Raw genomic sequence first — 24,279 nt, 5'->3', positions numbered from 1 at the left:
GAAGAAACGGAACAGTATCTTGGCTGAACGACAAAGAGGGCTGGGCCGCGGCCTGTCGGCATTGATGGGGCAGGACGCTGAGGCGCCGGTGGCGTCTGACGCGCCCGCGCCTGCCGGTGTGCAACGCGTGCCGATCGAGAGCCTGAAGCCCAACCCTGATCAGCCGCGAAAGACCTTCCGCCAGGAGGACCTGGAGGAGCTGACCGCCTCGATACGCGACAAGGGGGTGCTGCAGCCCATCCTGGTTCGGACCCATCCGGGCGAGGACGGCGTCTGGCAGATCATCGCCGGCGAACGGCGCTGGCGCGCCTCTCAGGCCGCGCGCCTGACCGAGGTGCCGATCGTCATCCACGAGATGGACGACGTGGAGGTGTTCGAGGTCGCCATCGTTGAGAACGTGCAGCGCGCGGACCTCAATCCGCTAGAGGAGGCCGAGGCTTACCGCGTCCTGATGGAGCGGTTTGGTCGGACCCAGGATGCAGTGGCGGGCGTCGTCGGCAAGAGTCGCAGTCACGTGGCAAACACCATGCGCCTGCTGCAACTGCCCGAGCGGGTGCTGTTCTATGTGCGTGAGGGCAAGCTGTCGGCGGGCCATGCGCGCGCCCTGATCAATACGCCGGATCCGGGCCAGCTGGCGGACATCGCCTTCGTCGATGGTTTGAGCGTGCGCGAGACCGAGGCCTTGGCCCGCCGCGCGGTCGAGGGTCCAAAGCCGGTCAAGCCCAGGTCCGCATCCGCGTCTTCGGGCGGGGAGGGGGCGGCCGATGTGGTCGCGCTGCAGCAGGATCTGGCCGACGCCCTGGGCCTGAAGGTTCAACTGGCGGACAAGGGCGGCAAGGGCGACCTGACCATCCGCTACGGCTCGCTGGAGCAGCTGGACGATCTGTGCCGCCGTTTGATGCGGGGTTGAACGGCTTGGTGTGCTAGGAGGGGGTATGACCGAAGACAACGCACCCACCGCCGCCGAAAAGCTGAAACAGGCGCTTGCCGCCAAGAAGGCCAAGGCGGGCCACGGCTTCAACGCCCAGGTCGGCGCCAAGGCCGAAGAGAAGAGCGTCTCGGCGCGCAACGTCGCCATGGCGCAGCCGGCGTTCCGTAAGGCGTCAAAGCGAGGGTAGGCTGGGGGACTCGGGCTTAAAGCCCGAGTCGTCGCGCTCGCCCAGCGATCTCCAGCAGCAGGCGTTCGGCGATCAGTTGATCCGGCATGCCAGTGGTCTTGGTGGCGACATCGGCGGTGTTGATGCTGTCCAGCACCTCGTCCAGGGCTTCGAGCCGCCAGGACCGCGCCTGACGCAGCATTTCGGCCTCCTGTTTCCAGAAGACGCCGGCGGCCTTGGCGGCCTCCTTGGCGTTTGCGCCGTTGGCCTGCAAGATATTGATTCTACGTAGCTTTCCCAGGTGTATTGCGGCCGAACGGACGGCCAGAACCGAGGATTCGCCCTCGGCAAAGGCGCGTCTCAAACCCGCTTGCGCCGGGCCGGGCCGGGCGCCGAAGGCCTGGAGCGCGGCGTCGGACAAGGAGGCGTCCGGCTCGACGCCCATATGCAGCTCCAGCGCGTCCATATCCAGCGTCTTGCCCGAGCCGGGGCCGATGAACAGGGCCAGCCGCTCGATTTCCTGACGCATCAGGCCGCGCTCGCGGGGCAGGCGGGCGACGAACCGGTCCAGGGCGTCGGAGGTCAGACCGACCTTGTCGGCGGCCAGGGCCTCGCGGACCATGCGGGCGACATCGCCGGTCTCGTCCTCGTAGCAGACGATGCCGACGGCCCCATTCTCCTTTTCAGCCGTCTTTCGCAGGGCGGATTCGCGACCCAGCTGGTCGGCCTCCACCACCAGCATGGCGTCGGGATTGTAGCCGCCCTCGGCGTGGATCTTGAGCGCGGCGGCGACGGCCTTGTCCACGCCGGGCTTCAGCGTGGACAGGCGGATCCGCACCAGGCGACGGCCGCCCATCAGGGACATGGCCGTCAGGGCCTCTTCCAGCTTCGTCTCGTCGCCGTCGATGTCGCTGTCGGTCAGGACGGTGACGTTGAAGGGGTCGTTCAGGTCGGGGGTGACCGTGCGGCACAGCACCTCGGCCCGTTCGGCGACACCGGATCGGTCCTTGCCATGGATGACCGCCGCCCGGATCGCCGGATCGGGCGCCTTCAGGAAGCGATCGATTTCCGGGCGTTTGGCGAGGATCACCGGCTCGCGAGCGCCTGCATGAGGTCGAGCCGGATCAGCCGCGCCAGTTCGGACGCCGCGCGTTCCTCGCCGTCCTGCTGGGCGGCGATGGCGGCATAGGGCTGGTCAGCCGAGGAATAGGTGGTGGTGACGGTCTCGGTTCCCGTCATCGGCGTTCCGCCCGAGGCCGGCGTCAGGGTCCAGGCGGCCTTGACCGTCAGCTCATATCGCGTGGCGGTGTCGTCGATCCGGCGGCCCAGAGGGCGGCGGTCCTGCTCGACCTGGGTGGTGAGGCGATACAAGGGGGTGGAGGACCGATCCCAGGCCAGGGCGTCCTCCAGCTGTTCGCGCAGACGATAGCCCATCCGGTCGTCCTGGGTCGCGACGGCGATGCGGCGCAGGGGCGATCCGACCGCGGGGTCGGCGTACAGAGGCGTGAAACCGCAGGCCGACACGGCGACGGCCGACACGATCGCAAGGACCGCCGCGACCTGGGCCATCGGGGCGCGCATCAGCCGGCCACCAGATTGACGATCCGGTCCTTGACCACGACGATCTTCTTCACGCTCAGACCCTCCAGCCGCGCCTGCACGGTCTCGTCGGCCAGGACGATGGCCTCGACCTCGGCGGGCTCCATGCCGCGCGGCACGCGGATTTCCGCGCGACGCTTGCCGTTGATCTGAATGGGCAGGACCACCTCGTCGTCGGCCGCCAGCGCAGCGTCCCACACGGGCCACGGCGCGTCCAGAACCATCCCGTCTTCACCCAGCCGGGTCCAGGCTTCCTCGGCCAGGTGCGGGGTGAAGGGGGCGATCAGGCGGGCGAGGGCCGACAGGGCTTGGCGCTTGGCGTCGCCGCCGGCCTGGGCGTTGTCGCGGATGGTGGCGACGAAGGCGTAGAGCTTTGCAATGGCCGAGTTGAATCGGAAGCCCTCGACCCCTTCGGACACGGCCTTGATGGCCTTATGCGCCTCACGCAGCAGGTCGGCGTTGGCCCTGTCCTCGCCGGCGAAGGCGGGATCGTACGCATCAAACAGGGTCCAGGCGCGCTGGACGAAGCGGCTGGCGCCCTCGACGCCGCCGGGGGTCCATTGCACGTCGCGTTCGGGCGGGCTGTCGGACAGAACGAACAGACGGCCGGCGTCCACGCCGTGCGATTCCAGGATTTCGGCCGGGGCGACGACGTTCTTCTTGGACTTGGACATCTTCTCGATGTCGCCGATGACCAGGGTCTCGCCGGTCGATAGCTGGCGCGCCGAACGGACGCCGTTTTCGTGGCTCAGGTCCACGTCGGTAGGCTCGATCCAGGCGCCGTCGGCGCGGCGATAGGTCTCGTGGACCACCATGCCTTGTGTGAACAGGCCGGCGAACGGCTCCTTCACCGACAGCATGCCGGCGTCGGACAGGGCGCGGGTGATGAAGCGGGCGTAGAGCAGGTGCAGAACCGCATGCTCGACGCCGCCGATATATTGATCCACCGCCAGCCAGCGATCGGCGGCGGCCTTGTTGATCGGCGCCTCGGCCGTCGGGTCGGTGAAGCGGGCGAAATACCAGCTGGAATCGACGAAGGTGTCGAGCGTATCGGTCTCGCGCGTCGCATCCGCGCCGCACGACGGGCATTTGACGTGTTTCCAGGTCGCGTGGCGATCCAGCGGATTGCCAGGCACGTCGAAGGTCACGTCGTCGGGCAGGACGACCGGCAGCTGATCGGCGGGAACCTCCACCGGGCCGCAGGACGGGCAGTGGATGATCGGGATCGGGCAACCCCAGTAGCGCTGGCGCGAAACGCCCCAGTCGCGCAGGCGATAGATGGTCTCGGCTCGGCCTTGACCGGCGGCCTCGACCTTGGCGATGGCGGCGGCCTTGGCCGTTTCCACGTCCATCCCGTCCAAGAAGCCGGAATTGAAGATCCGGCCGGGGCCGACGTAGGCTTCTGTCCCAATCTCGATGGTCTCGACGTCGTCCGGCTTGACCACCGGCGTAACCGGCAGGTCGTATTTGCGGGCGAAGTCGAGGTCGCGCTGGTCGTGGGCGGGGCAGCCGAATATGGCGCCCGAGCCATAGGTGGACAGCACGAAGTTGGCCGCCCAGACGGGCAGGGTCTTGTCGGCATCGAAGGGATGGCAGACGTGGACGCCCAGGTCTACGCCAAGCTTCTCGGCCTTTTCGATGTCGGCCTCGCTGGTTCCGGTCTGGGCGCAGGCCTTGATGAAGTCCGCCACCTCCGGCCGATGTTCGGCGATGGCCTTGGTCAGGGGGTGGTCGGGAGCCAGGGCCAGGAAGCTGGCGCCGAACAGGGTGTCGGGGCGGGTGGTATAGACCTCGATGGGGTCGCGGGCGTGGTTCGGCTCGCCCTCTGGCGAGGCCGGCAGGAAATCGGGAGCCTCGGCGATGGGCCACCACAGGGTTGCGCCCTTGGACTTGCCGATCCAGTTCTCCTGCATCAGCCGGACCTTTTCGGGCCAGCGGTCCAGGGTCTTGAGGCCGTCGATCAGGTCGTCCGCATAGTCGGTGATGCGCAGGAACCACTGGTTCAGCTTGCGCTTCTCGACCAGGGCGCCCGAGCGCCAGCCGCGTCCGTCGATGACCTGCTCATTGGCCAAGACCGTGTTGTCGACCGGGTCCCAGTTGACCACCCCGTCCTTGCGATAGACCAGACCGCGCCGATACAGCTCCAGGAACCAGGCCTGCTGCTTGCCGTAGTATTCGGGATCGCAGGTGGCGAACTCGCGCGACCAGTCCAGCGACAGGCCCAGCAGTTTCAGCTGGTCGCGCATCTGGGCGATGTTGTCGTAGGTCCAGCCCTTGGGGTGGATGCCGCGCTCCATGGCCGCGTTCTCGGCCGGCATGCCAAAGGCGTCCCAGCCCATCGGGTGCAGGACGTCATAGCCCTGGGCGCGCTTGGACCGCGCCACGACGTCGCCCATCACATAGTTGCGGGCGTGGCCCATGTGGATGTTCCCCGACGGATAAGGGAACATCTCCAGCACATAGTATTTCGGACGGCCGGTATCCTTCGTCACGAAGGCGGAGGCCTCGGCCCAGCGGGCCTGTTGGCGAGGTTCAGCGGTCTTGGGTTCGTAACGGGCCACGGTCGTCCTGAAAGTCAGAAGGGCGCTGACGCCCTCCCGACTGAACTAGCCCGAAGGACGACAGCGCCCAAGAAGTAATGCGTCCCACAAACTCTTGGGCGCGTCGCGCTCAAGTAGCCCGAAGGGCGGTAGCGCCTAAAGAAACTAACGCAGGCTTTAGCCTGCGTTAGACAGGTTCAGCTGGCGCGCCTTGGTCAGAATGGCGTTTTCCAGATCGGCCTCGGTCTGGGCGGCGACCGGGGCGGCGGTCCATTGCCCATCGGCGCCCTTCACTTCCTTGGTCACCGTGACGTTCAGCGCGTCGGCGCGCAGACGGGTGTCCAGGATGAAGACGGTGGCCTTGAAACGCTCATTCGGCGTCTGCGGATTGACGTACCAGTCATAGTTGATGACGCCGCCCCACGGATCGGCGGTCAGCAGCGGCATGAAGCTGAGGGTGTCGAGCGACGCGCGCCAGAGATAGGCGTTCACGCCGATCCCCTGTTGGGCGTTGGTCTTGGGCGCCGTCTTGTCGCCGCCGCCGACGAAGGGGATGCTCGAGCAGGCCGTCAGGGACGCGCCCAGGGCCACGCCCGAGACGAGGACGGCCGCGACGTTCCGAACCAGGGCCTTGTTGAGGCTCATCAAGAGAAGTCTCCGTAAACTCAGGGACGTGAGAGCCCTCGCCCACACGCGCGCGCGGCATGGGTGAATGCCGACTGCGGGGCTCTATAACACGGCGAAAAGGGGCGATGACAAGGCGAAGTCTGTTCCCGCGCCTTCACGCGTCGCGGCGTTTTGCGACAGAGGCATGTCACCGGGCGGGATTTCGCCGAAATCCCGTGACGCTTGAGACACATGCGAGGACAACAATGACCGGGAACCTTGTTATCCGGACTTCATTCCGTTGACCGCAAGGACGCCCGGTGTCTAATCGCCGGGTTCACGACCATATAAGGTCGGATCGGGGTTGAAACGTCGCCTTCACGGCGGGGTTCGAAGGGTTTGGGTATGCGTTTCGGCGGTTTCTCTGCTGTGGTGATGGCGATGACGGCGCTTGCCGTATCGACTCCTGCGCTCGCGCAATCGGCCGCGCCCACCGTGTCCCTCTCTGAAGCCCAGGCGGCCCAACGCAACGCTCCGGCTCCGCAGCGTCGCGGTCTTCGCCTGAACGACAACGGCCGCTGGGGCCTGGATTTCAACCTGAACCAGCCCGTGGGTCGCGAGACCGACTGGGGCGATGTCGAAGCGGGCGCCTACTACCGCCTGAACGACCGCCTGCGCGTCGGCGCCGCCGCCGCCGTCGGGGCGCCCGAGGCCGATCCGGCCCGCGCGCCGCAAACCAACGGCCGAGCTCAACCGCGCGTGCGGCTGGAAACGATCTTCAAGTTCTGATCTCGGTTCGGGCGTCAGCCGAAGGCTGACTGGATCGCCTCGACACCCGCCAGCCCACAGGCCCCAGAGCCCCTGAGCGCCACGGTGTTTTGCGCCCTGACGCCGCCGAGCGCATAGATCGGGAGGCGGACCGTGGCCGCCTTACGCTTGAAATCCGCGACGCCCAGCGAGGGCTTGTCCGCAGAACGACCACCTGCAGGGAAGATCGGCGACAAAACTAGGGCGTTCAGGCCCTCGGTCTCCGGCGCAGTTGCGCCATGCCAGGCGGCGGTCAGGATCCATTCGGGGCGGGCCGCGTGGAGCGCCATGGCCCGCGCCGCCGCGCGTTCCGGCAGATGCAGGCCGTCGGCCGAGATCGTTTCGGCGAGATCGGCGTCCAGGCCGACCAGAAGCCTCACGCCCGCCCCACGCGTCGCCTCGCGCAGCCGCCCGCCCGTCTCGCGCGCTTCGGCGGCGCCGAAGGCGCGATAGACCACCGCTGATCCGGCAGGCAGACGAGCGGCCGTCTCCCATGGTCGGGGTGTGCGCTCGGGGTCGGTGAAGAAGAGCAGCGGCGGCAGGCCGGCGGCATGCGGGCTGACAGCGGCGGCGGCGCGGTTTAGAGCCAGGGCTGCATCCCAGAGCGCGCGCGCCTCGTCGCTGTAATCGTCCGGCAGGATCATGACCTCTTCTTCCCCCGCCGACACGCAAACGTCCATCGCCGAAAGGGTCGCGGACGTGCGCGCCCGTATCGACGCCGCCTGCCGAACAGTCGGCCGTGATGCGGCGAGCGTGACCCTAACCGCCGTGTCCAAGACCCAGGAAACGGCCGTTATCGATCAGATTCTAGCGACGGGCCAGCGGGTGTTCGGCGAAAACCGGGTGCAGGAGGCGCAGGGGCGCTGGACGCACCGGCTGGCAGATCGGCCGGACCTGGAACTGCGGCTGATCGGCCCGCTCCAGACCAACAAGGCCGAAGACGCCGTCGCCCTGTTCGCCGTGATCGAGACGGTGGACCGAGACAAGCTGGCCCACGCCTTGGACAAGGCGGCGCGCAAACAGGGCAAGACTCAGCGGGTGCTTGTTCAGGTCAATACCGGGGCTGAACCGCAGAAGGCCGGCGTTCTGCCCGCCGACGCCGACGCCCTGGTCGCGTCCGTGCGCGCCCTGAAGGGGTTGAGCCTGGAAGGGCTGATGTGCATTCCGCCGGCTGAGGGCGATCCCGGCCCGCACTTCGTGCTGCTGAACGCGTTGGCCGCACGCCACGGGCTGTCGGTGCTGTCGATGGGGATGAGCGGCGATTATGAAGCGGCGATTCGACACGGGGCGACCCATGTGCGGGTGGGAACCGCGTTGTTCGGGGAACGAAATCGGTCCGAAACGGCCTCTTAGCCGTAACCTGACGTGAATTCGCGTCCCCAAGCCTTGGCGCGGGGGCCAAGCCTCGCCATTGTCTGAACCATGCCGACACCCAAGACGATCCTGATCATCGACGACGACGACGACCTGCGCGAGGCCCTGGCCGAGCAGTTGAATCTGCACGAGGAGTTTCGCACGCTTCAGGCCTCGACCGCCACGGACGGGGTGCGGATGGGGCGCGAGGTTCGCGCCGACCTGATTCTGCTGGACGTCGACCTGCCTGACATGGACGGGCGAGAGGCCTGTCGCCTGCTGCGCAAGGACGGGGTTTCGACCCCGGTCATCATGCTGACGGCCCAGGCGGCCGACGCCGACGCCATTCTGGGGCTGGACGCGGGCGCCAACGACTATGTCACCAAGCCCTTCCGGTTCGCCGTGCTTCTGGCCCGCATCCGCGCCCATCTGCGCAGCCACGAACAGTCCGAGGACGCCGTCTTCTCGATCGGCCCCTATGAGTTCCGCCCCGCCGCCAAGGTGCTGATGGACGCCAAGGGCAAGAAGGTTCGGCTGACGGAGAAGGAAACCAACATCCTGAAGTATCTCTATCGCGCCGGGGCCAAGCCGGTGTCGCGCGAAGAGCTGCTGACCGAGGTCTGGGGCTACAACGCCGGGGTCACGACCCACACGCTGGAAACCCACATCTATCGCCTGCGCCAGAAGATCGAGCCGGAGCCGGGTCAGGCGCGGCTGCTGCTGACCGACGCCGGCGGATACCGGCTTCAGCCGTAGGGCGGGGCTCGGTGGTCCAGAGCTTGCTACCGGGGACGATGCTGAACCCGGCGAGGTAATTGTGGAGACGGTAGCGTCGAGGCGGACTGCACCCCTAGGCGTTTCTGGATCAGTAATCGGCGTCGTGGGAGCGATGGCCACGGTTCCTAGCCTTTTCTTTTTTTCCAAACCCCGCGCATGATGCCAAGCGTGGCCGCAGACGCCGCGCGAGGTTCGTGTCATGGCCAGACCCCATCTGTCGTCCGGCGACTTCTTCGGCGCGGCTTCGCGGACGGTGGAGGCCGGGGGCTTTCGCGTCGGCCTGTGGGTCGCCAGCCGGCCGCCCGAGGGCGTGGAGCTGCACGCCCATGACGACGCCCATTTCGTCCTGGCCCTGGACGGCGGATACCGCAGCCTGGCCCATGATCCCCTGACGCCAAGGGACGCCGCCTTCGGCCCCGGCGCCCTGGTGTGGAACCCGCCGGGCGTCGAACACCGCGACTGTTTCGACGTGGCGGGCGGTCGTTTTCTGTCGATCAGTTTCGATCCGCCCAAGGGGGCCGGGCGCGGCGATCCTTTGCGTCTTCGGGGACTGCGGGCCGAGGGCGCCGCGCGACGGCTGGTCGGGGTGGCCGGGCGGTTTGCGACGGGCGACGCGGTGGTGATGGAAGGGCTGACCCTGGACCTGGCGGCCGCGGTCCTGTCGCCGGGGGAGCTGGACGAGGATCCGGCGCCGGAGTGGCTGCTGCGCGCCCATGAGGTGCTGCACGACCTCGCCGACCGGCCGGGGCTGGAGGTGGCGACGGTCGCCCGCCTGGTGGGGGTGCATCCCGTCTCCCTGGCCCGCCGCTATCGCCGGCATTTCGGCTGTTCGCCCGCCGTCGCCATTCGCCGGGCGCGGGCGGACCGGGCGGCGGCCCTGATGGCGCGCGGGCGCGATCTGGCCGAACTGGCCCTGGGCGCGGGCTATGCCGACCAGAGCCATATGACGCGCGAGTTCGGCGCCCTCTACGGCCTGACGCCCGCCCGCTATCGCGCCCTGTTCGCCTGAAGCCTGCCCGCCGGTTTCACCTGTTCAAGACGCCCCTTCGCCGACGTGGGACAGGGTCGTCGTCTTCTCCCCTTTCAAGGACCGTCATGCGTCATCTGCTTTTCGCGACCCTCGGGCTCGCACTTGTCTCCGCACCCGTGATGGCCGAGCCGAACTGGCCGGTCGCCGCACCTGAAACCCAGGCGGTTTCGGCCGAGGGGCTGGCGGCCATGGACGCCGCCGTCCGCGCCGGAACCTTCCAGAAGATCACCAGCGTCCTGATCGCCCGCCACGGCCGGCTGGTCCATGAGGTCTATTTCGACGAGGCCAGTGCCGAGGGGGCGGGCCGCGAGAGCCGTCGCAACACCCGTTCGGTGACCAAGACGGTCACCGCCATGCTGGTCGGCGCCGCCGTCGGGCGCGGCGACATCGCTAGCGTGGACGCCCCGGTCATGCCCTTCGTCGCGGATCACGGCCCGTTCGACAATCCCGACCCGCGCAAGGCCGCGATCACGGTCGAAGACCTGCTGACCATGAGTTCGCTGCTGGAATGCGACGACGACAATTCGTTTTCGCGCGGCAATGAGGAACGGATGTATCTGATCGAGGACTGGGTGAAGTTCGCCATGGACCTGCCGCTTCGCGGCTTTCCCGCCTGGATCCCCAAGCCTGAGGACCAGCCCTATGGCCGGGCCTTCAGCTATTGCACCGCCGGCGTGACCACCCTGGGCGCCGTGGTGCAGAAGGCGACGGGCGAGCCGCTTCAGGACTTCGCGCATGAGGCCCTGTTCGGCCCGCTCGGGATCGAGGGAGAGCAATGGCAGATGTCGCCGACGGGTCTGGCCCAAGGCGGCGGCGGCCTGGGCCTGCGCAGCCGCGACCTGCTGGCGCTGGGGCAGTTGCTGCTGAACCACGGGCGGTGGGAGGGACGTCAGGTCCTGCCCGAGGCTTTCGCGCGCGCCATGGTCGCCCCGCATTCGACGGTGTCCCCGGAAAGGGGCGACTACGGCTATCTGGTCTGGCTGCCGACCTATCAGGTCGGGGGACGGCCGCATCCGGCCTGGGCGATGGCGGGCACGGGCGGCAACAAGGTGGTGATCGTGCCTGACCTCGACGCCGTCGTGGTGGTGACGACCGAGAATTACAATGTCCGCAATCCGCACGGGCTGGCCGACACCTTGATCGCGGACCATGCGCTGGCGGCCATGCGCTGAAGGCACGACCCTTGCGGGCCTTCACGGTTCGAAAAGCCTGACGTGCCAAGGTGAGACCATGACCCCGGTTCAGACTCCCGCCGATCTTCGCCCCATCACCGCCCTGCGCTTCGGCGCGGCGATCTGGGTGGCTGTCTATTCCTTCTGGGAAAACCTGGCCGGGGCGGGTCAGTCCGGGCTGGTGGCCAAGGGGTATCTGGGGGTCGAGCTGTTCTTCGTCCTGTCCGGCTTCATCCTCAGCCACGTCTATCTGCAGGCGGCGGGCGAGAAGTCGTTCTCGTATAAAAGTTTCCTGTGGGCGCGGGTGGCGCGGGTCTATCCGCTGCATGTCGCCACCCTGATCGGGGTCGGCCTGCTGGCGGCCGCCGCCCTGTTCGCGGGGATGAGCGTGGACGGCAATGTGCTGAGCTGGGCGTCGCTGCCCGCCAATCTGTTCATGGTCCACGCCTGGGGCCTGGCGCCGGTGGCGGGCTGGAACCATCCGTCCTGGTCGATCTCGGCGGAGTGGTTCGCCTATCTGTGCTTCCCGCTGTTCGCCTTCGTCTTCTGGCGCGTCAGGGAGCGGCCGATCGCGGCGGTGGTGGGCGCGGCCGCCTTCCTGGCCATCCTCTATTTCGCGTTCGAGCAGCTGGCCGGATTTGCGCTGACCGAGGCCACCATCCGCTGGGGCGCGCTGCGGATCGTGCCGTGCTTCGCCCTGGGGTGCGCCCTCTACCTGGTCTATCGCAAGGCGCCGCTGAAGGCGCCCTGGCTGTGCGCTGCCGTCGCCTTCGGCCTGATGGTGCTGAGCGCGGCGCTTAGCCTGTGGGACGGGCTGACGGTGCTGCTGGCCGGCGGCCTGATCCTGTCGCTGGCCTCGCTGCCCAATGAACGCGCCGGGTGGCTGGCGTCCAGGCCGGCCGTCTATCTCGGGGAGATCAGCTATTCGGTCTATATGGTCTGCGTGCCGTGGAAGCTGCTGGCCGTCGGCCTGGCCGCCAAGCTGACGGATGCGCCCGACAAGCAGCTTCACGTTTTCGTGTGGTTGGCGATTCTGGCCCTGTTGCCGGTCGTGGCGGCGGCGTCCTACCATCTGGTGGAACACCCGGCTCGCAAGGCTTTGAGGGGGATGGCCGCCCGCCGGAAAACGGCGTCAAGCGCCGATACGCCTGACGGCGGTACGCCGGAAAGGGTTTTTCAATCCTAGATTCGTATGGTGTAACTCGACGCATCGGCAGTCGGGATACGCCACAGCATGATTAAACGGCTCAAAGCCGCCGCGGTTGCGGCGACCCTCGGATTTTTTGCACTGGGCGCCGTGCCCTCTTCTGCAAAGGCCGACGAGCCGTATTGGCAGTGCGTGACCTTCGCCCGCATGTTCTCGGGCATCAACATCTTCGGCGACGCCTGGACCTGGTGGCGTCAGGCCGCCGCGAAGTTCCGCACCGGCGACGCGCCTGAGACCGGTTCGGTTCTGGTGTTCCGTCCCGAGGGCCGGATGAGCCGGGGCCACGTCGCCGTCGTCTCCGACATCCTGACCGACCGCGTGGTGCGCGTGACCCACGCCAACTGGGGCGGCAGCCGCGGCAAGGTCGAAGAGAACGTCACCGTCGTCGACGTCTCGCCGTCCAACGACTGGTCGCAGGTCAAGGTCTGGTACAATCCGATCAACGACCTGGGCACGACCGTCTATCCGACCTACGGCTTCATCTATAAAGGCGCGCGCGACGCCTTCGACGCGGGTCGCCAGATCGCGTCGAACGCCACGGGCCAGAGCCAGCACTAAGCCGCCTTGCGCCGCCCGCCCCGTCGGGCGATAGGCGGGCATGACCCAATCCAGCGACATCACCTACGCCGGCTATCTGGCGTTGGACGACCTGCTTTCGACCCAGCATCCGCTGTCGGACCAGCACGACGAGATGCTGTTCGTCGTCATCCACCAGACCAAGGAACTGTGGCTCAAGCAGATCCTGCACGAGACGGCCCTGGCCCAGCGGCTGGTGCGGGCCGGCGATCTGGTCCCCGCCTACAAGAGCCTGGCGCGGGTCTCGCGCATCCAGGCGGTGATGACCCACAGCTGGGACATCCTGTCGACCATGACCCCGGCCGACTATCTGCGGTTCCGGGGGGCGCTCGGCTCGTCCTCTGGCTTCCAGAGCGACCAGTTCCGCCGGTTCGAGGCCATGCTGGGGCTCAAGGATTCCAGCTTCCTGAAGTTCCACGAGGACCGACCCGAGGCCCTGGCCGCGCTTCAGGCCGCCATCGCCGCCCCCAGCCTGTATGACGACGCCCTGGCGCAGTTGGCCAAGGCCGGCCTGCCCGTGCCGGACGCGGTGCTGAACCGCGACGTGACCCAGCCCTATGAACCGTCAGAGGCCGTCGAGGCGGCCTGGCTGGAGGTCTATCGCGACACCGAGCGCTGGTGGGTGCTGTATCAGCTGGCCGAGAAGCTGGTCGATCTGGACGACGCCCTGCTGACCTGGCGGCACAAGCATGTGGTCACGGTTGAGCGCATCATCGGCCGGCGTCGCGGCACCGGCGGGACGGAGGGCGCAGCCTATCTGGCCTCGACCCTGACCAAGCGCTGCTTCCCCGAGCTGTGGTCGCTTCGCACCAAACTTTGATGTCGCAGGGGGCAACCAACGCCCCGCCCGCCCATTTCGCCGTTCAACCGCCACAGCGGAAGGAATAGACGAGATGACCAACCCCAACGCCCACGACATCAAGGTTCTGAACGGCCTGATCGAAACGACGCTGGACAGCGCGGACGGCTATCGCGAGGCCGCCGAACAGACCCAGGACCCCCATTATCGCACCCTGTTCGAGCGCCGCAGCACCGAGCGCCAGCAGGTGGTCGAGGACCTGTCCGCCGCCGTGCGCGGCCTGGGCGGCGATCCCGAGCCGCACGGTTCGATCCTGGCCAAGGCTCACCGCGCCTTCCTGGACGTGAAACACGCCCTGCTACGCAACGACGATTCCGTCGTCGGCTCGATCAACTCGGGCGAGGGCTTCATCACCGGCAAGTATGAAAAGGCGCTGGAGGACACCGGCATCTCCGCCACCACGCGCGAAACGGTGCGCCGCGCCTATGCGGCGGTGAAGACCGAGCATGAGCAGATGGAGGCGCTGAAGCACAGCCTGGAAGGCCAGCGCGACGCGGACAACCCGCTGTATCCGCAGTAGCCAACGCTCACCTCCCCATGCGCGAAGGCGCATGGGGAGGACAGGCGGCCGCAGGTCGCCAGGAGGGGGCGACGGGGTGTCGGCCGATGAAGGCGACGCTCGACGTCCTCCACCGAGTCGCCCCCTCCTGACCGCTGACGCGGTCTGTCCTCCCCACCCGCCTTCGCGGGCGGGGAGGTGATACGAAAAAGGCCCCGGCGTTTCCGCCGGGGCCTTCGTCATTTCAGTGTCGTGCCTGAACCTAGGCGTCGTCGCCCTTGGCGGCCGAGCCGGTTTCCGGAACCACGGCGCCCTTGACGGGACGGACCGTCTGGCGTTCGGCGATCCGGGCCGACTTGCCGCGACGATCGCGCAGGTAATACAGCTTGGCGCGACGCACGACGCCGCGGCGCTTCACTTCGATCGACTCGACGTTCGGCGACAGAATGGGGAATTTGCGTTCGACGCCTTCGCCGAACGAGATCTTGCGGACCGTGAAGGTTTCGCTGATGCCGCCGCCGTCACGGGCGATGCAGACGCCTTCGAAGGCCTGGACGCGCTCGCGCTCGCCTTCCTTGATCTTCACATTGACGCGCAGGGTGTCGCCGGGCTGGAAGTCCGGGATCTTGCGTTCGCCCAGGACGCGGGCTTTTTCTTCGGCGTTCAGCTGTTGAACGATGTTCATGTCATTTCTCCTCGGGCTTCGCGCCCTTTAGCTGTGATTTGGCGAGATGCGCCTGCCAGAGGTCCGGCCGCCGCTCCCGCGTTGTCGTCTCCCGCTGCGCCTCGCGCCATTGTGCGACCTTCTTGTGGTCGCCCGACACCAGCACCTCGGGTATCTCAAGCCCCTCGAACGTCCGCGGTCGCGTGTACTGCGGGTGTTCCAGAAGTCCATCCTCGAAGCTTTCGGACGACAGGCTGTCGCCTGAGCCGAGCACGCCGGGGATCAGTCTTACGCACGCCTCGATCGCGACCATCGCCGCCGCCTCGCCGCCGGCGAGAACCGCGTCTCCGACCGAGACCTCCTCGAACCCGCGCGCGTCCAGCACCCGCTGATCCACCCCCTCGAAACGACCGCAAAGCACGACGATTCCGTCTGCTTTCGCCCATTCCTTGACGCGCGCCTGGGTCAGGGGCCGACCCCTGGCGCTCATGTACAAAAGCGGCCGCTTTGGTCCCGGCAGGCTATCCACCGCCCGAGCCACCACGTCCGCCTTAAGCACAGCTCCCGGGCCGCCACCCGCAGGGGTGTCGTCCAGGAAGCCGCGCGTATCTGTGGAAAAGGCGCGAATGTCAACCGTATCCAGACTCCACAAGCCCTTCTCGCGCCAGGCCGTGCCGATCAGAGACACACCGAGCGGGCCGGGAAAGGCCTCGGGAAACATGGTCAGGACGGTCGCGGTGAAGGGCATGGCGGCGGCTCTTACACGAAAAGCGCGCTATTGCCTCCCTCTCCCAATGGGAGAGGGCTTGAGCCTCCGAGAGCGCAGCGATCGGAAAGGCGAAAGGGTGAGGGTCGGATGGAAGCCCGTGATGTCGAACGGTCGCCCAGCGTCGCGAGCCCCAGGTGTTGCGGCGTTCCGACACGGCCGAGCCCGTGAAGCGCTCGGATTTCACGCCGATGCAACCCAAGGCCGGGATCGGCGTTTGGACGGAGCTTGACCATAACAACAAGGGGTTTTCACCATGCGCAAGATCATCACTCTGACCATCGTCGCCGCCGCTCTGGCCGTGTCGGCCTGCAACACCATCGCCGGCGCCGGCCGTGATGTCTCGGCCGCCGGTTCGGCCGTCACCACCGGCGCAAACGACGCCAAGAACTAAGGTTTCGGTCCGCCGAACCTGAAGAGGCCCGTCGGATCCCCGGCGGGCCTTTCTCGTATCCGTCGCACGGCGGTGTTATCGTCGGCGCCCAGACAGGAGACCGACCATGGGCTTTCTCGACAATGTGCTGAACGGCCTCGGCGACGATGCGGCCGGGGGCCTCGCCGACCTGCTCAAGGGCCAGGGCGGCGTCGGCGGGCTGGCGGAAAAGTTCGGCCAGGCGGGCTTGGGCGACGTGATCGGCTCGTGGGTCGGCACGGGGCCCAACGCCAATATCTCGCCCGAGCAGATCACGGCCGTCCTGGGCCACGGCCCCATCGCCGACATCGCCGCCAAGATGGGCGTCTCTCCCGAACAGGCCGGCGAGACCCTGGCGGGCCTGCTGCCCGAGGCCATCGACCGCCTGACCCCCGGCGGTCAGATCGACGGCGCCGACGACCTGCTGGGCAAGCTGCCGGGTGGGCTTGCCGGCGGGCTGGGCGACATGATCGGCGGCTTTCTGAAGCGCTGAGGCGTCAGGACGGCTGGCCCTCGGTCGCGGCGATGGCTGCGTCCTGTTCGGCCGTCGCCTTCTGGCGTTCCTGCAAGGCGGTCTGTTTGCCGGCCACGATGAAGGCCAGGACGATGCCGAACACGCCGATGATCGCCGAATAGAGGAAGAAGGCGACATAGCCGGCGCCGAGCGCGGCCGGGGTGACGCCGCTGGTCGCCGCCCCGGTGGTCAGCACGCCGGGCTGCAGGTTGGCGAACAGGGCGCGCAGGCCGGCGAACGGTCCTGTCCCCTCGGCCGCGCGGGCCGAGGCCTCTACGATCCGGCCCGATTGCGAGGCGATCAGCTTGCCGGGCAGGGCGTACAGCGATGTGAACAGGGCGTATTGGGTCGCCGTGAAGCCGATCGAGGTCAGACTGGACATATAGGCGATCAGGGCCGTCCCGGCGTAGCCGCTGGAGATGTTGTCCACGCCGATGGCGACGGTTAGGGCCGACAGGCTGTGGCCCTGGGTGGCCAGCCAGGCGAAGATCAGGTTCGACACCGGGCTCATGAAGGCGCCGATGACCATGGTGCGGATCAGGCCAAGCCTGGCCACCGACCAGCCGCCGATCACGACCCCCAGGGTGGTCATGATCACCCCGAACACCTTGCGCACTTCAGCCAGCTCCGTCTTGGAGAAGCCCAGGTCGATATAGAAGGGCGGCATGATGTTCAGCACGAAGTCGGCCAGGCGATAGACGCAGATCAGGGCCAGGATCAGGGTCGCGACGCCTGAGAACCGTCGGTAGAAATCGGCCAGGGGCTGGCCGAACGATCCGGCCAGATAGGCGCCGGGCCGCGTCTTCGTGCCCGGCAGGGGCCAGCAGGCCAGGACCATGACGGCCAGGCCCACGAAGACCAGGGCGAACTGCAGATAGACGCCCTCGGGTCTGGCCGACAGGGCGGCGGCCACCGCGGCCTTGCCGTCCACGCCCAGGCCGAAAAGGCCGAACAGGGCGTTCAGCGGCGCCGACTGCCCCGTCAGGCCCGAACCCAGGAACATGGCGGCGATCCCGATAACGGCGAGGCGGGCGATCCATTCGAAGATCTCCAGCTTCGGTCGCGACGGCACGTCCCCGACCGGAATGGCGCGGATCGAATGCGCCTTCTCTCGCGGCGCGAACAAAACGCCGGCGATGCCGACGCCCATCAGGGCGGCCATCACGGCGTAGGAGAGGTTCCAGTTGTAGAGATCGGCCAGCACCAGGGGCACGGCTCCGGCCACGATCATGGCGACGCGGTAACCCATCTGATAGGCGGCGGCCATGGCGCCGTGGCGGGTATCGTCGGCCGCCTCGATCCGCCAGGCGTCGATGACGATGTCCTGGGTGGCGCCGAAGAAGCCGACCAGGGCGGCGAAGCCCGCCACCGCGATCAGGGCGTTGGACGGGTTCAGGGTCGAGATCGACCACAGCCCGAAGATGATCACCGCCTGGGTCACCAGCATCCAGGCCCGGCGATGGCCCAGCAGCGCAGTCAGCAAGGGCACGGCGGTCCGGTCGATCAGCGGCGCCCAGACGAACTTCAGCGAATAGGACAGCGTCGCCAGGGCGAAGAAGCCGATCACCTCCAGCGTCTGACCGCTCTCGCGCAGCCAGGTCGACAGGGTGTCGAAGATCAGCAGATTGGGCAGGCCCGCCGAAAAGCCCAGCAGCAGCATGATGAAGACGCGCCGTTCGCCATAGACGGCGAGCCCGCCGAAACGTTCGGCGGACCCGCCGTCGGCGGGGGGATGGGCTTGGTCGGTCATGCACGGCTCCGGCGCGGCGGCCGGAAACACGGGCGCCTGTAACTCAGCCGACCTTGGCGCGGATGTCGCGTTTCGTCCAGCGGGCCAGGGCGGCGCGCAGGGCCTCGGCGTCCAGCGGCTTGACGATATGGTCGTCCATTCCGGCCTCCAGACAGGCGCGGCGGTCCTCGGCGAAGGCGTTGGCGGTCAGGGCCAGGATGGGGGTCTCGTCGCCGGTGGCGCGGATGGCGCGGGCGGCGGCCGGGCCGTCCATGCCGGGCATCCGCATGTCCATGAAGATGACGTCGTAGCGGGCGCGTTTCATAGCGGCGACGGCTTCGTCGCCGGTGGCGGCGGTCTCGACGATACAGCCCTCGCGTCGCAGCAGGGTGCGGGCCAGCAGGGCCCCGACCGGATTGTCCTCGGCCAGCAGGACGCGGACGCCGGCGAACTGCACGGGGGCGACGCGGTCGTCCTCGGGGGGCGTAGCGACGGGAGCGCCCTGATCGCTGGCGGCGGCGCCGACGGCGGCCAGCACCCGTTCGGCCAGGGAGGCGCGCCGCAGCGGCTTGATCAGATAGCCATGGAAGCCGGCGGTGCGATAGCGGGCGACCAGGTCTCGCTCCGACGGTTTCAGCAGGATGACGCCGCGCCCGGCTGCCGGCAGGGCGGCTATATCGCCGGCGGGCGCCGAAGCGTGGTCGATCAGGGTCACGGGCGCCTTGGCCGCCACCTTGCCGCCCGAGGCCTCGATCTGGGCGGTCGCAGCGGACAGGACGAAGGGGTCGGGCGACCGCACGGCGACCGTCTGGTTCGCCAGCGGTCGGTCCCGCGCGCCGGGGACGGCGGCGAAGGCGGCCTCAAAGCGGAAACGGGCGCCGGCGCGTCGGGGTTTGTCGGGCTTGGCGTCGGCGGGGCGGTCCTCGACCCGGACCGCGCCGTTCATGGCTTCGGCCAGCTTGCGCACGACCGCCAGCCCCAGGCCGGCGCCGTCCTGACGCACGGCGTCGGACGAATCGGCGTGGCCGAACTCCTCGAAGATGCGGGCGCGCGCCTCGGGCGGCACGCCGGGGCCGGTGTCGTCGACCAGGAAGGCCAGGCGCGGCCGGCTGGCGGGGCCCCCGACGCGTTCGACCGATATGCGCACCCCGCCGGTCTCGGTGAACTTCACCGCATTGCCGGCGAGGTTGAACAGCACCTGCCGCAAACGGCCTTCGTCGGCCATGACGTCGGGCGCGTCGGCGGCGACTGACCAGACGATCTCCAGTCCCTTGTCGTGGGCGCGCGGGCTGAGCAGTTCGGCGACGCCGCGCACCAGCCCTTCGAGATCGACCGGGGCCAGGTCGAACTCCAGCGCCCCGGCCTCCAGCCGCGCATAGTCCAGCAGGTCGTTGACCAGGCCCAGCAGATGTTCGGCCGACTGGCGCGCGTTCTCGGCATAGGCGCGCTGGGCGCCGTCCAGCCGGGTGCGTTGCAGAAGGTTGATCATGCCGATCACGCCGTTCAGGGGCGTGCGCATCTCGTGGCTCATCAGCCGCAGGAACTGCTGCGCCGGGTCGATGACCTGCGCGGCCCCCTCTTCGTGAGGTTGATCCTCGATCCGTTTCGCCGCCGCCCGTCGCGCCATGGTCGCCTTCCCGTTGCGAAGGACCCTAGGGGGCCCCGGGTTAAGGATGTCCCTATGCCGTTCCGCCTCGTGGAGGGTCTGGGGTCACGAATGAAGGAAGGGCGTCTGCGCTCCGTCGTCCTCGCGCATCCCGAAGGTCGCATCGCTCCGCATCGCCACGCGCCGGTCGAAATCGGCCTCGGCGCCGACGGTGTTGCGGCGATAGATCAGGGCCTCGGCGATGTGGCGGCGCAGCACGCCGGTGCAACCGTCAAGATCGGCGACGGTGCGCGCTAGGCGCAGGGTGCGGGTCCAGCCGCGCGCCGTCAGTCCCCCGGCCTCGCCCGCCCGCATCAGCAGCATACGCCCCGCCTCGTCCGGCGTGGCGAACCGGTCCAGGGTGTCGCCCGAGGCGCGGGCGTTCAGGCCCTGGGCCGGTTCCAGCCCCGCCTCGCGCACCCGGTCTTCCTGCATGGCGCGGGCGGTGGCGACGCGCGCCCTGGCCTCGGCCGTGCCCTCGGCGGGCGGGGGCAGGGCCATGTCGGCGGCGGTGACGGGCGGCGTCTCCACCGTCAGGTCGATCCGGTCGAACATCGGGCCGGAAACGCGGTTTTGGTAGTCGCGCTGGCAGCGGGGGGCCTTGCCGCAGGCGCCGCGTCCGGCCCCCCCCATGCCGCAGCGGCAGGGATTCATGGCCGCCACCAGCTGGAACCGCGCCGGATAGCGGATATGGGCGTTGGCGCGGGCGACCACGATCTCGCCCGTCTCCAGCGGCGCCCGCAGTGAATCCAGGGCCTGGGCGCTGTATTCCGGCAGTTCATCCAGGAACAGCACGCCATTGTGCGCCAGCGACGCCTCGCCCGGCTTGGCGCGATGGCCTCCTCCCGTCAGCGCCGCCATCGAGGCCGAGTGGTGCGGGCTTCTGAACGGTCGATCGCGGGTCAGGGCGCCGCGCTCGATCAGGCCCGCGACCGACCAGACCATCGAGGTCTCCAGCAGTTCCTGCGAGGTCAAGGGCGGCAGCAGGCCCGGCAGGCGTTGCGCCATCATCGACTTGCCCGATCCCGGCGGGCCGATGAACAGCAGGTTGTGACCGCCGGCCGCCGCGATCTCCAGCGCGCGTTTGGCGCTTTCCTGGCCCTTGACCTCGCGCAGGTCGGGCACGGCCTTGCCGCTGGCCAGCGGGCCGGGCTCGGGCGCGCGCAGCACCTGGGTTCCCTTGAAGTGATTGACCAGGCCGATCAGCGATCGCGGCGCCAGGATGCGCGCCCCACCCGCCCAGGCGGCCTCCGGTCCCGTCGCCTCGGGACAGATCAAACCGAGGCCCATGGCGTCGGCGTCGGCGGCGGCCGGCAGGGCGCCGCCGACCCGCGCGGTCTGTCCGTCCAGCCCCAGCTCCCCGATGGCGGCCCAGCCGTCCAGGGCGTCGGGCGCGATCACCCCCATGGCCGCTATCAAGGCCAGGGCGATGGGCAGGTCGAAATGACTGCCCTCCTTGGGCAGGTCGGCGGGCGCCAGATTGGCGATGATCCGCGCCGCCGGCAGGGCCAGGCCGATGCCGGAAAAGGCGCCGCGCACCCGCTCGCGGCTTTCGGCCACCGCCTTGTCCGGCAGGCCGACGATGGTGAAGACCGTCTCCCGGTTCTGACCGACCAGCTGGACCTCGACGTCCACGCGCCGGGCTTCCACCCCGTCGAAGGCGACCGTAACGACTCGCGCAACCATGACGGCCTCCCTTTGCAATCAAAGGAACAAACCACGAACCGTGTTCGGCTGCAAGGGGCGTCAGGGCAGATCGGCCTCGGGAGCCAGGGTATGGATCACCTGACCCTGGGCATTGAGGAACTCGATCGCTCCATAGCCTTCGTCCGTCACCGTCAGGCGCAGGCGGGTCCGGTCCGCCTTGTCGTTCAGGGCGATGGCCGGCGTCCCATCTGCGGCCACGACCATCCGGATACGCGTCGGCGTCTCGACGCCCGGGACCAGCCGGTCGCCCAGGGCCGGCTCGCGAACCAGCGGCGGGGCCTGATTGATCGAGAAGCTGACCGCGCCGTCGGGCGAGACGCGCCAGCCGATGGCGTCCATCGCGGGATGATCCAGGGCCAGCACGGCCATGCCGCCGTCCACGTCGGCCGTACCGAAGCCGCCGCGCTCGCTGCCGTTCTCGTCATAGAGGATCAGGCCGGACACGTTGAAGGCGCGCTTGTACTGGATGCCGTCGATGATCGGGGCGGGCGTCTGGCCCGACAGGGTCATGCGGATCGTCCCGTCCTCATCCACGATATCGATGCGGCGGGCGGTGATGCGGTCGTGGTCCGGCGCCGCGACGCGAATCTCTGGCGTGCGGGTTTCGATGATCCGTTCCAAGGTCTCCACGGACGGCCGGCGCGGCGCCTCCTGCGCCAGGGCGGACGACGCACAGAACGTCAGGCCGACGGCCAGGGCGGCCGGCGCCGGTTGAAGTCGTCTCATCGGTTTTCCCTCCCGTCACGCCGCAGCGTCGGCGCGTTTCCTTTCGATCACGTCCCACATCAGGGCGGTGGCGTCGATGCCGGTGAAGGTCTTCAGCTGCTGGGCGCCGGTGGGGGAGGTGACGTTGATCTCGGTCAGATAGTCGCCGATCACGTCGATGCCGACGAAGATCAGGCCGCGTTCCTTCAGCGTCGGACCGATGGCCTTGCAGATTTCCAGGTCGCGCGGCGTCAGTTCGACCGGCATGGCGGTGCCGCCGACGTGCAGGTTGGAGCGGACGGCGCCGGCCGCCGGGACACGGTTGATGGCGCCCACCGGCTCGCCGTCGATCAGGATGATCCGCTTGTCGCCCTTGGACACGGCGGGGATGAACTTCTGGATCACCAGAGGGTCGCGGCTGGCGCCGGCGTGGATCTCGATCAGGGCGTCCAGATTGGGATCGTCGGCGCGCAGCTTGATCACGCCCGAGCCGCCGTTGCCGTGCAGCGGTTTCAGAACCACCTCGCCGTGCTTCTTGTGGAAGGCGGTCAGGGCGACGGGATCGGCCGAGATCAGGGTCGGGGGCTGCAGGCCGGGGAAGGCGGTGACCATCAGCTTTTCGGGCGCCGAGCGCACCTGGGCCGGGTCATTGACCACCAGGGTCCGGGGGTGGACCGTCTCCAGCAGATAGGTGGCGGTGACATAGGCCATGTCGAACGGCGGATCCTGACGCATCAGAATGACGTCCACGTCCTCGGCCAGATCCAGCCGGACCCAGTCGCCGAAATCGACGTGGTTTCCGACCTCGCGCCGCACGGTGATCGGCCGGGCACGGCAGTACAGGCGGCCCTCCTCCAGCGCCAGGGTGCGGAAGTCATAGACCCACTGTTTGTGCCCGCGCGCCTGGGCCGTCTCAGCCATCAGGAAGCTGGTGTCCCCGGCGATGTCGACGGCCTCGATCGGGTCCATCTGGATGGCGACTTTGAGGGTCATGCTTGGGCCTATCGCGCTTCGCGCTACTTGAGGCCCGTTGAGCGCGCCGCGCTTCAGGCCAGTGGATGGTCGATGTCAGTGTGGACTGATGCCCTAGTCCAGCTGCCGCGCTTCCTCGGCCAGCATGATCGGCACGCCCTCGCGGATCGGATAGGCCAGCTTGGCCCCCGTCGAGATCAGCTCGTTGGCGTCGCGGTCATAGGTCAGCTTGCCGCGCGTGACCGGGCAGACCAGCACCTCAAGCAGGCGAGGATCGACCGAAACGGGGGTGTTGAAGGCATCACTCATGGCGGTTTCCTGAAAGCGTGGCCGCTTATTGCATGGACGGCGCGGCGTCGTCACCGGCGTCGGCGGCGTCGATGCGCAGCAGGGCGGTCAGGACCTCGGCGCGGGGCATCAGACCCATGGCCTCCAGCAGGGCCTGTTTCTCGGCCGGTTCGAACGGCAGGGCCATCGACAGGCTGTTGACCAGGGCCTCCATCGGCGCGCTCTCGGCGGTGTCCCAGTCGATGTCCAGCGACCGATGCGCCATATAGGCGCGCAGGGCGTCCAGGAAGGCGTCGCGGTCGAAGTCCGGCTCCTCCGGCGGCGTCGCCAGATCGTCCTCATAGGCCTCGAAGGCGGCGCGCACCTGGCGATAGGGCGCCTTGGACGGCAGTTCGGCGGCGATGCGGAACCGCGACACACCGGTCAGGGTGATCAGATAGCGGCCGTCCGAGGTCTCGGCGAAACTGGTGATCCGCCCGGCGCAGCCGACCGGCGACAGGCCGGGCAGGACCGGCGTCCCGCCCTTGGGCTGGACAAGGCCGATGATCCGGTCCCCCGCCATGGCGTCGTCCACCATGTTCAGATAGCGCGGCTCGAAGATGTTCAGCGGCAGTTGCCCGCGCGGCAGCAGGATGGTCCCGCCCAGCGGAAAGACCGGGATCACCTGCGGCAGATCGAGCGCCCTGACATAGCCCTGCGGCATCACTTCTCCTGGGGCCTACCGCGCTTCGCGCGACTTGAGGCCCGGTTGTTCT

The 24,279-nt window shown here is 68.3% G+C and carries 27 protein-coding genes; 13 read left to right on the top strand and 14 right to left on the bottom strand.

The annotated features are described in order from the left end of the window. Window positions 1–19 precede the first annotated feature (19 nt). Window positions 20–910 (top strand): ParB/RepB/Spo0J family partition protein, encoded by an 891-nt coding sequence (locus ACODSC_RS08745; protein WP_488813517.1) that lies wholly within the window; start codon window positions 20–22, stop codon window positions 908–910. 25 nt (window positions 911–935) lie between these two features. Next, window positions 936–1,118 (top strand): hypothetical protein, encoded by a 183-nt coding sequence (locus ACODSC_RS08740; protein WP_488813516.1) that lies wholly within the window; start codon window positions 936–938, stop codon window positions 1,116–1,118. Between the two features lie 16 nt (window positions 1,119–1,134). Here the strand turns inward: ACODSC_RS08740 and holA are convergent, their stop codons facing one another. The 4 genes from holA to ACODSC_RS08720 all read right to left on the bottom strand — a co-directional run bounded on the left by holA (window position 1,135) and on the right by ACODSC_RS08720 (window position 5,881). Next, window positions 1,135–2,187, bottom strand: a complete 1,053-nt coding sequence (holA, locus tag ACODSC_RS08735) for a DNA polymerase III subunit delta (protein WP_488813515.1) — start codon at window positions 2,185–2,187, stop codon at window positions 1,135–1,137. Beyond that, window positions 2,184–2,678, bottom strand: coding sequence for an LPS assembly lipoprotein LptE (lptE, locus tag ACODSC_RS08730; protein ID WP_488813514.1), 495 nt, complete (start codon window positions 2,676–2,678; stop codon window positions 2,184–2,186). The genes holA and lptE overlap by 4 nt, the downstream gene beginning before the upstream one ends. Continuing rightward, entirely contained in the window at window positions 2,678–5,257 is a 2,580-nt protein-coding gene (gene leuS, locus ACODSC_RS08725) for a leucine--tRNA ligase (RefSeq protein WP_488813513.1), read from the bottom strand. The genes lptE and leuS overlap by 1 nt, the downstream gene beginning before the upstream one ends. 156 nt (window positions 5,258–5,413) lie before the next feature. Next, window positions 5,414–5,881 (bottom strand): DUF3576 domain-containing protein, encoded by a 468-nt coding sequence (locus ACODSC_RS08720; protein WP_488813512.1) that lies wholly within the window; start codon window positions 5,879–5,881, stop codon window positions 5,414–5,416. 456 nt (window positions 5,882–6,337) lie between these two features. On the opposite strand from ACODSC_RS08720, the gene ACODSC_RS08715 reads away from it, so the two are divergent. Next, window positions 6,338–6,631, top strand: a complete 294-nt coding sequence (locus tag ACODSC_RS08715; RefSeq protein WP_488813511.1) for an NtrZ family periplasmic regulatory protein — start codon at window positions 6,338–6,340, stop codon at window positions 6,629–6,631. 14 nt (window positions 6,632–6,645) lie between these two features. On the opposite strand, the gene ACODSC_RS08710 is transcribed toward ACODSC_RS08715, so the two are convergent. Beyond that, window positions 6,646–7,293 (bottom strand): thiamine phosphate synthase, encoded by a 648-nt coding sequence (locus tag ACODSC_RS08710; RefSeq protein ID WP_488813510.1) that lies wholly within the window; start codon window positions 7,291–7,293, stop codon window positions 6,646–6,648. Between ACODSC_RS08710 and ACODSC_RS08705 the strand changes: the two genes are divergently transcribed. The 8 genes from ACODSC_RS08705 to ACODSC_RS08670 all read left to right on the top strand — a co-directional run bounded on the left by ACODSC_RS08705 (window position 7,292) and on the right by ACODSC_RS08670 (window position 14,143). Beyond that, the gene (locus tag ACODSC_RS08705) at window positions 7,292–8,002 is read left to right on the top strand and encodes a YggS family pyridoxal phosphate-dependent enzyme (RefSeq protein WP_488813509.1); all 711 of its coding nucleotides are present in this window, start codon (window positions 7,292–7,294) and stop codon (window positions 8,000–8,002) included. The two genes, ACODSC_RS08710 and ACODSC_RS08705, sit on opposite strands and share 2 nt — an antisense overlap. A gap of 69 nt (window positions 8,003–8,071) precedes the next feature. Next, the gene (locus ACODSC_RS08700; RefSeq protein WP_488813508.1) at window positions 8,072–8,758 is read left to right on the top strand and encodes a response regulator transcription factor; all 687 of its coding nucleotides are present in this window, start codon (window positions 8,072–8,074) and stop codon (window positions 8,756–8,758) included. A 220-nt stretch (window positions 8,759–8,978) separates the two neighbouring features. Continuing rightward, complete coding sequence (locus ACODSC_RS08695; protein ID WP_488813507.1) at window positions 8,979–9,788, top strand: helix-turn-helix domain-containing protein; 810 nt, start codon at window positions 8,979–8,981, stop codon at window positions 9,786–9,788. A gap of 86 nt (window positions 9,789–9,874) precedes the next feature. Then, window positions 9,875–10,981 (top strand): serine hydrolase domain-containing protein, encoded by a 1,107-nt coding sequence (locus ACODSC_RS08690; protein WP_488813506.1) that lies wholly within the window; start codon window positions 9,875–9,877, stop codon window positions 10,979–10,981. 58 nt (window positions 10,982–11,039) lie between these two features. Beyond that, the gene (locus ACODSC_RS08685) at window positions 11,040–12,167 is read left to right on the top strand and encodes an acyltransferase family protein (RefSeq protein WP_488813505.1); all 1,128 of its coding nucleotides are present in this window, start codon (window positions 11,040–11,042) and stop codon (window positions 12,165–12,167) included. A gap of 111 nt (window positions 12,168–12,278) precedes the next feature. Then, entirely contained in the window at window positions 12,279–12,746 is a 468-nt protein-coding gene (locus tag ACODSC_RS08680; RefSeq protein WP_488813504.1) for a CHAP domain-containing protein, read from the top strand. A 40-nt stretch (window positions 12,747–12,786) separates the two neighbouring features. Continuing rightward, window positions 12,787–13,584 carry a tryptophan 2,3-dioxygenase gene (locus ACODSC_RS08675; protein WP_488813503.1) on the top strand — a complete coding sequence of 266 codons (798 nt, stop codon included), beginning with the start codon at window positions 12,787–12,789 and terminating at the stop codon, window positions 13,582–13,584. 73 nt (window positions 13,585–13,657) lie between these two features. Next, complete coding sequence (locus ACODSC_RS08670) at window positions 13,658–14,143, top strand: PA2169 family four-helix-bundle protein (RefSeq protein WP_488813502.1); 486 nt, start codon at window positions 13,658–13,660, stop codon at window positions 14,141–14,143. Window positions 14,144–14,384: 241 nt separating this feature from the next. Here ACODSC_RS08670 and rplS read toward each other — a convergent pair whose 3' ends face one another. Together rplS and trmD are read right to left on the bottom strand one after the other, a co-directional pair. Then, the gene (gene rplS, locus ACODSC_RS08665; RefSeq protein WP_488813501.1) at window positions 14,385–14,807 is read right to left on the bottom strand and encodes a 50S ribosomal protein L19; all 423 of its coding nucleotides are present in this window, start codon (window positions 14,805–14,807) and stop codon (window positions 14,385–14,387) included. 1 nt (window position 14,808) lies between these two features. Further along, window positions 14,809–15,534 carry a tRNA (guanosine(37)-N1)-methyltransferase TrmD gene (gene trmD, locus ACODSC_RS08660; protein WP_488813500.1) on the bottom strand — a complete coding sequence of 242 codons (726 nt, stop codon included), beginning with the start codon at window positions 15,532–15,534 and terminating at the stop codon, window positions 14,809–14,811. A 274-nt stretch (window positions 15,535–15,808) separates the two neighbouring features. On the opposite strand from trmD, the gene ACODSC_RS08655 reads away from it, so the two are divergent. Together ACODSC_RS08655 and ACODSC_RS08650 are read left to right on the top strand one after the other, a co-directional pair. Continuing rightward, complete coding sequence (locus ACODSC_RS08655; protein ID WP_055754663.1) at window positions 15,809–15,946, top strand: entericidin A/B family lipoprotein; 138 nt, start codon at window positions 15,809–15,811, stop codon at window positions 15,944–15,946. Between the two features lie 106 nt (window positions 15,947–16,052). Beyond that, window positions 16,053–16,457, top strand: a complete 405-nt coding sequence (locus ACODSC_RS08650; RefSeq protein ID WP_488813499.1) for a YidB family protein — start codon at window positions 16,053–16,055, stop codon at window positions 16,455–16,457. A gap of 4 nt (window positions 16,458–16,461) precedes the next feature. Here ACODSC_RS08650 and ACODSC_RS08645 read toward each other — a convergent pair whose 3' ends face one another. From ACODSC_RS08645 to ACODSC_RS08615, 7 genes are all read right to left on the bottom strand, one after another. After that, on the bottom strand, window positions 16,462–18,228 hold the full coding sequence (locus ACODSC_RS08645; RefSeq protein WP_488813498.1) for an AmpG family muropeptide MFS transporter: 1,767 nt from the start codon (window positions 18,226–18,228) through the stop codon (window positions 16,462–16,464). A 43-nt stretch (window positions 18,229–18,271) separates the two neighbouring features. Beyond that, a complete protein-coding gene (locus tag ACODSC_RS08640; RefSeq protein ID WP_488813497.1) occupies window positions 18,272–19,834 on the bottom strand; it encodes a response regulator in 1,563 nt (520 codons plus the stop codon). Between the two features lie 84 nt (window positions 19,835–19,918). Continuing rightward, complete coding sequence (locus ACODSC_RS08635) at window positions 19,919–21,538, bottom strand: YifB family Mg chelatase-like AAA ATPase (RefSeq protein ID WP_488813496.1); 1,620 nt, start codon at window positions 21,536–21,538, stop codon at window positions 19,919–19,921. Between the two features lie 60 nt (window positions 21,539–21,598). Next, entirely contained in the window at window positions 21,599–22,285 is a 687-nt protein-coding gene (locus tag ACODSC_RS08630) for a hypothetical protein (protein WP_488813495.1), read from the bottom strand. 15 nt (window positions 22,286–22,300) lie between these two features. Beyond that, complete coding sequence (gene gshB / locus ACODSC_RS08625; protein ID WP_488813494.1) at window positions 22,301–23,257, bottom strand: glutathione synthase; 957 nt, start codon at window positions 23,255–23,257, stop codon at window positions 22,301–22,303. 93 nt (window positions 23,258–23,350) lie between these two features. After that, the gene (locus ACODSC_RS08620) at window positions 23,351–23,545 is read right to left on the bottom strand and encodes a Trm112 family protein (protein ID WP_242077553.1); all 195 of its coding nucleotides are present in this window, start codon (window positions 23,543–23,545) and stop codon (window positions 23,351–23,353) included. Between the two features lie 25 nt (window positions 23,546–23,570). Next, window positions 23,571–24,227 (bottom strand): LON peptidase substrate-binding domain-containing protein, encoded by a 657-nt coding sequence (locus ACODSC_RS08615; RefSeq protein WP_488813493.1) that lies wholly within the window; start codon window positions 24,225–24,227, stop codon window positions 23,571–23,573. Window positions 24,228–24,279 lie beyond the last annotated feature (52 nt).

This window comes from Brevundimonas sp. FG128 (assembly GCF_057809775.1).
This window is presented reverse-complemented; position numbering and strand designations above follow the sequence as displayed.

What these genes read in the sequence shown, in the direction of transcription:
- ACODSC_RS08740 (WP_488813516.1), top strand. Translation starts at nt 936, where the DNA reads ATGACCGAAGACAACGCACCCACCGCCGCCGAAAAGCTGAAACAGGCG.
- lptE (WP_488813514.1), bottom strand. Translation starts at nt 2,678, where the DNA reads ATGCGCGCCCCGATGGCCCAGGTCGCGGCGGTCCTTGCGATCGTGTCG.
- ACODSC_RS08720 (WP_488813512.1), bottom strand. Translation starts at nt 5,881, where the DNA reads ATGAGCCTCAACAAGGCCCTGGTTCGGAACGTCGCGGCCGTCCTCGTC.
- ACODSC_RS08705 (WP_488813509.1), top strand. Translation starts at nt 7,292, where the DNA reads ATGACCTCTTCTTCCCCCGCCGACACGCAAACGTCCATCGCCGAAAGG.
- ACODSC_RS08710 (WP_488813510.1), bottom strand. Translation starts at nt 7,293, where the DNA reads ATGATCCTGCCGGACGATTACAGCGACGAGGCGCGCGCGCTCTGGGAT.
- ACODSC_RS08700 (WP_488813508.1), top strand. Translation starts at nt 8,072, where the DNA reads ATGCCGACACCCAAGACGATCCTGATCATCGACGACGACGACGACCTG.
- ACODSC_RS08695 (WP_488813507.1), top strand. Translation starts at nt 8,979, where the DNA reads ATGGCCAGACCCCATCTGTCGTCCGGCGACTTCTTCGGCGCGGCTTCG.
- ACODSC_RS08690 (WP_488813506.1), top strand. Translation starts at nt 9,875, where the DNA reads ATGCGTCATCTGCTTTTCGCGACCCTCGGGCTCGCACTTGTCTCCGCA.
- ACODSC_RS08685 (WP_488813505.1), top strand. Translation starts at nt 11,040, where the DNA reads ATGACCCCGGTTCAGACTCCCGCCGATCTTCGCCCCATCACCGCCCTG.
- ACODSC_RS08675 (WP_488813503.1), top strand. Translation starts at nt 12,787, where the DNA reads ATGACCCAATCCAGCGACATCACCTACGCCGGCTATCTGGCGTTGGAC.
- ACODSC_RS08670 (WP_488813502.1), top strand. Translation starts at nt 13,658, where the DNA reads ATGACCAACCCCAACGCCCACGACATCAAGGTTCTGAACGGCCTGATC.
- rplS (WP_488813501.1), bottom strand. Translation starts at nt 14,807, where the DNA reads ATGAACATCGTTCAACAGCTGAACGCCGAAGAAAAAGCCCGCGTCCTG.
- trmD (WP_488813500.1), bottom strand. Translation starts at nt 15,534, where the DNA reads ATGCCCTTCACCGCGACCGTCCTGACCATGTTTCCCGAGGCCTTTCCC.
- ACODSC_RS08655 (WP_055754663.1), top strand. Translation starts at nt 15,809, where the DNA reads ATGCGCAAGATCATCACTCTGACCATCGTCGCCGCCGCTCTGGCCGTG.
- ACODSC_RS08650 (WP_488813499.1), top strand. Translation starts at nt 16,053, where the DNA reads ATGGGCTTTCTCGACAATGTGCTGAACGGCCTCGGCGACGATGCGGCC.
- ACODSC_RS08645 (WP_488813498.1), bottom strand. Translation starts at nt 18,228, where the DNA reads ATGACCGACCAAGCCCATCCCCCCGCCGACGGCGGGTCCGCCGAACGT.
- ACODSC_RS08640 (WP_488813497.1), bottom strand. Translation starts at nt 19,834, where the DNA reads ATGGCGCGACGGGCGGCGGCGAAACGGATCGAGGATCAACCTCACGAA.
- ACODSC_RS08635 (WP_488813496.1), bottom strand. Translation starts at nt 21,538, where the DNA reads ATGGTTGCGCGAGTCGTTACGGTCGCCTTCGACGGGGTGGAAGCCCGG.
- ACODSC_RS08630 (WP_488813495.1), bottom strand. Translation starts at nt 22,285, where the DNA reads ATGAGACGACTTCAACCGGCGCCGGCCGCCCTGGCCGTCGGCCTGACG.
- gshB (WP_488813494.1), bottom strand. Translation starts at nt 23,257, where the DNA reads ATGACCCTCAAAGTCGCCATCCAGATGGACCCGATCGAGGCCGTCGAC.
- ACODSC_RS08620 (WP_242077553.1), bottom strand. Translation starts at nt 23,545, where the DNA reads ATGAGTGATGCCTTCAACACCCCCGTTTCGGTCGATCCTCGCCTGCTT.
- ACODSC_RS08615 (WP_488813493.1), bottom strand. Translation starts at nt 24,227, where the DNA reads ATGCCGCAGGGCTATGTCAGGGCGCTCGATCTGCCGCAGGTGATCCCG.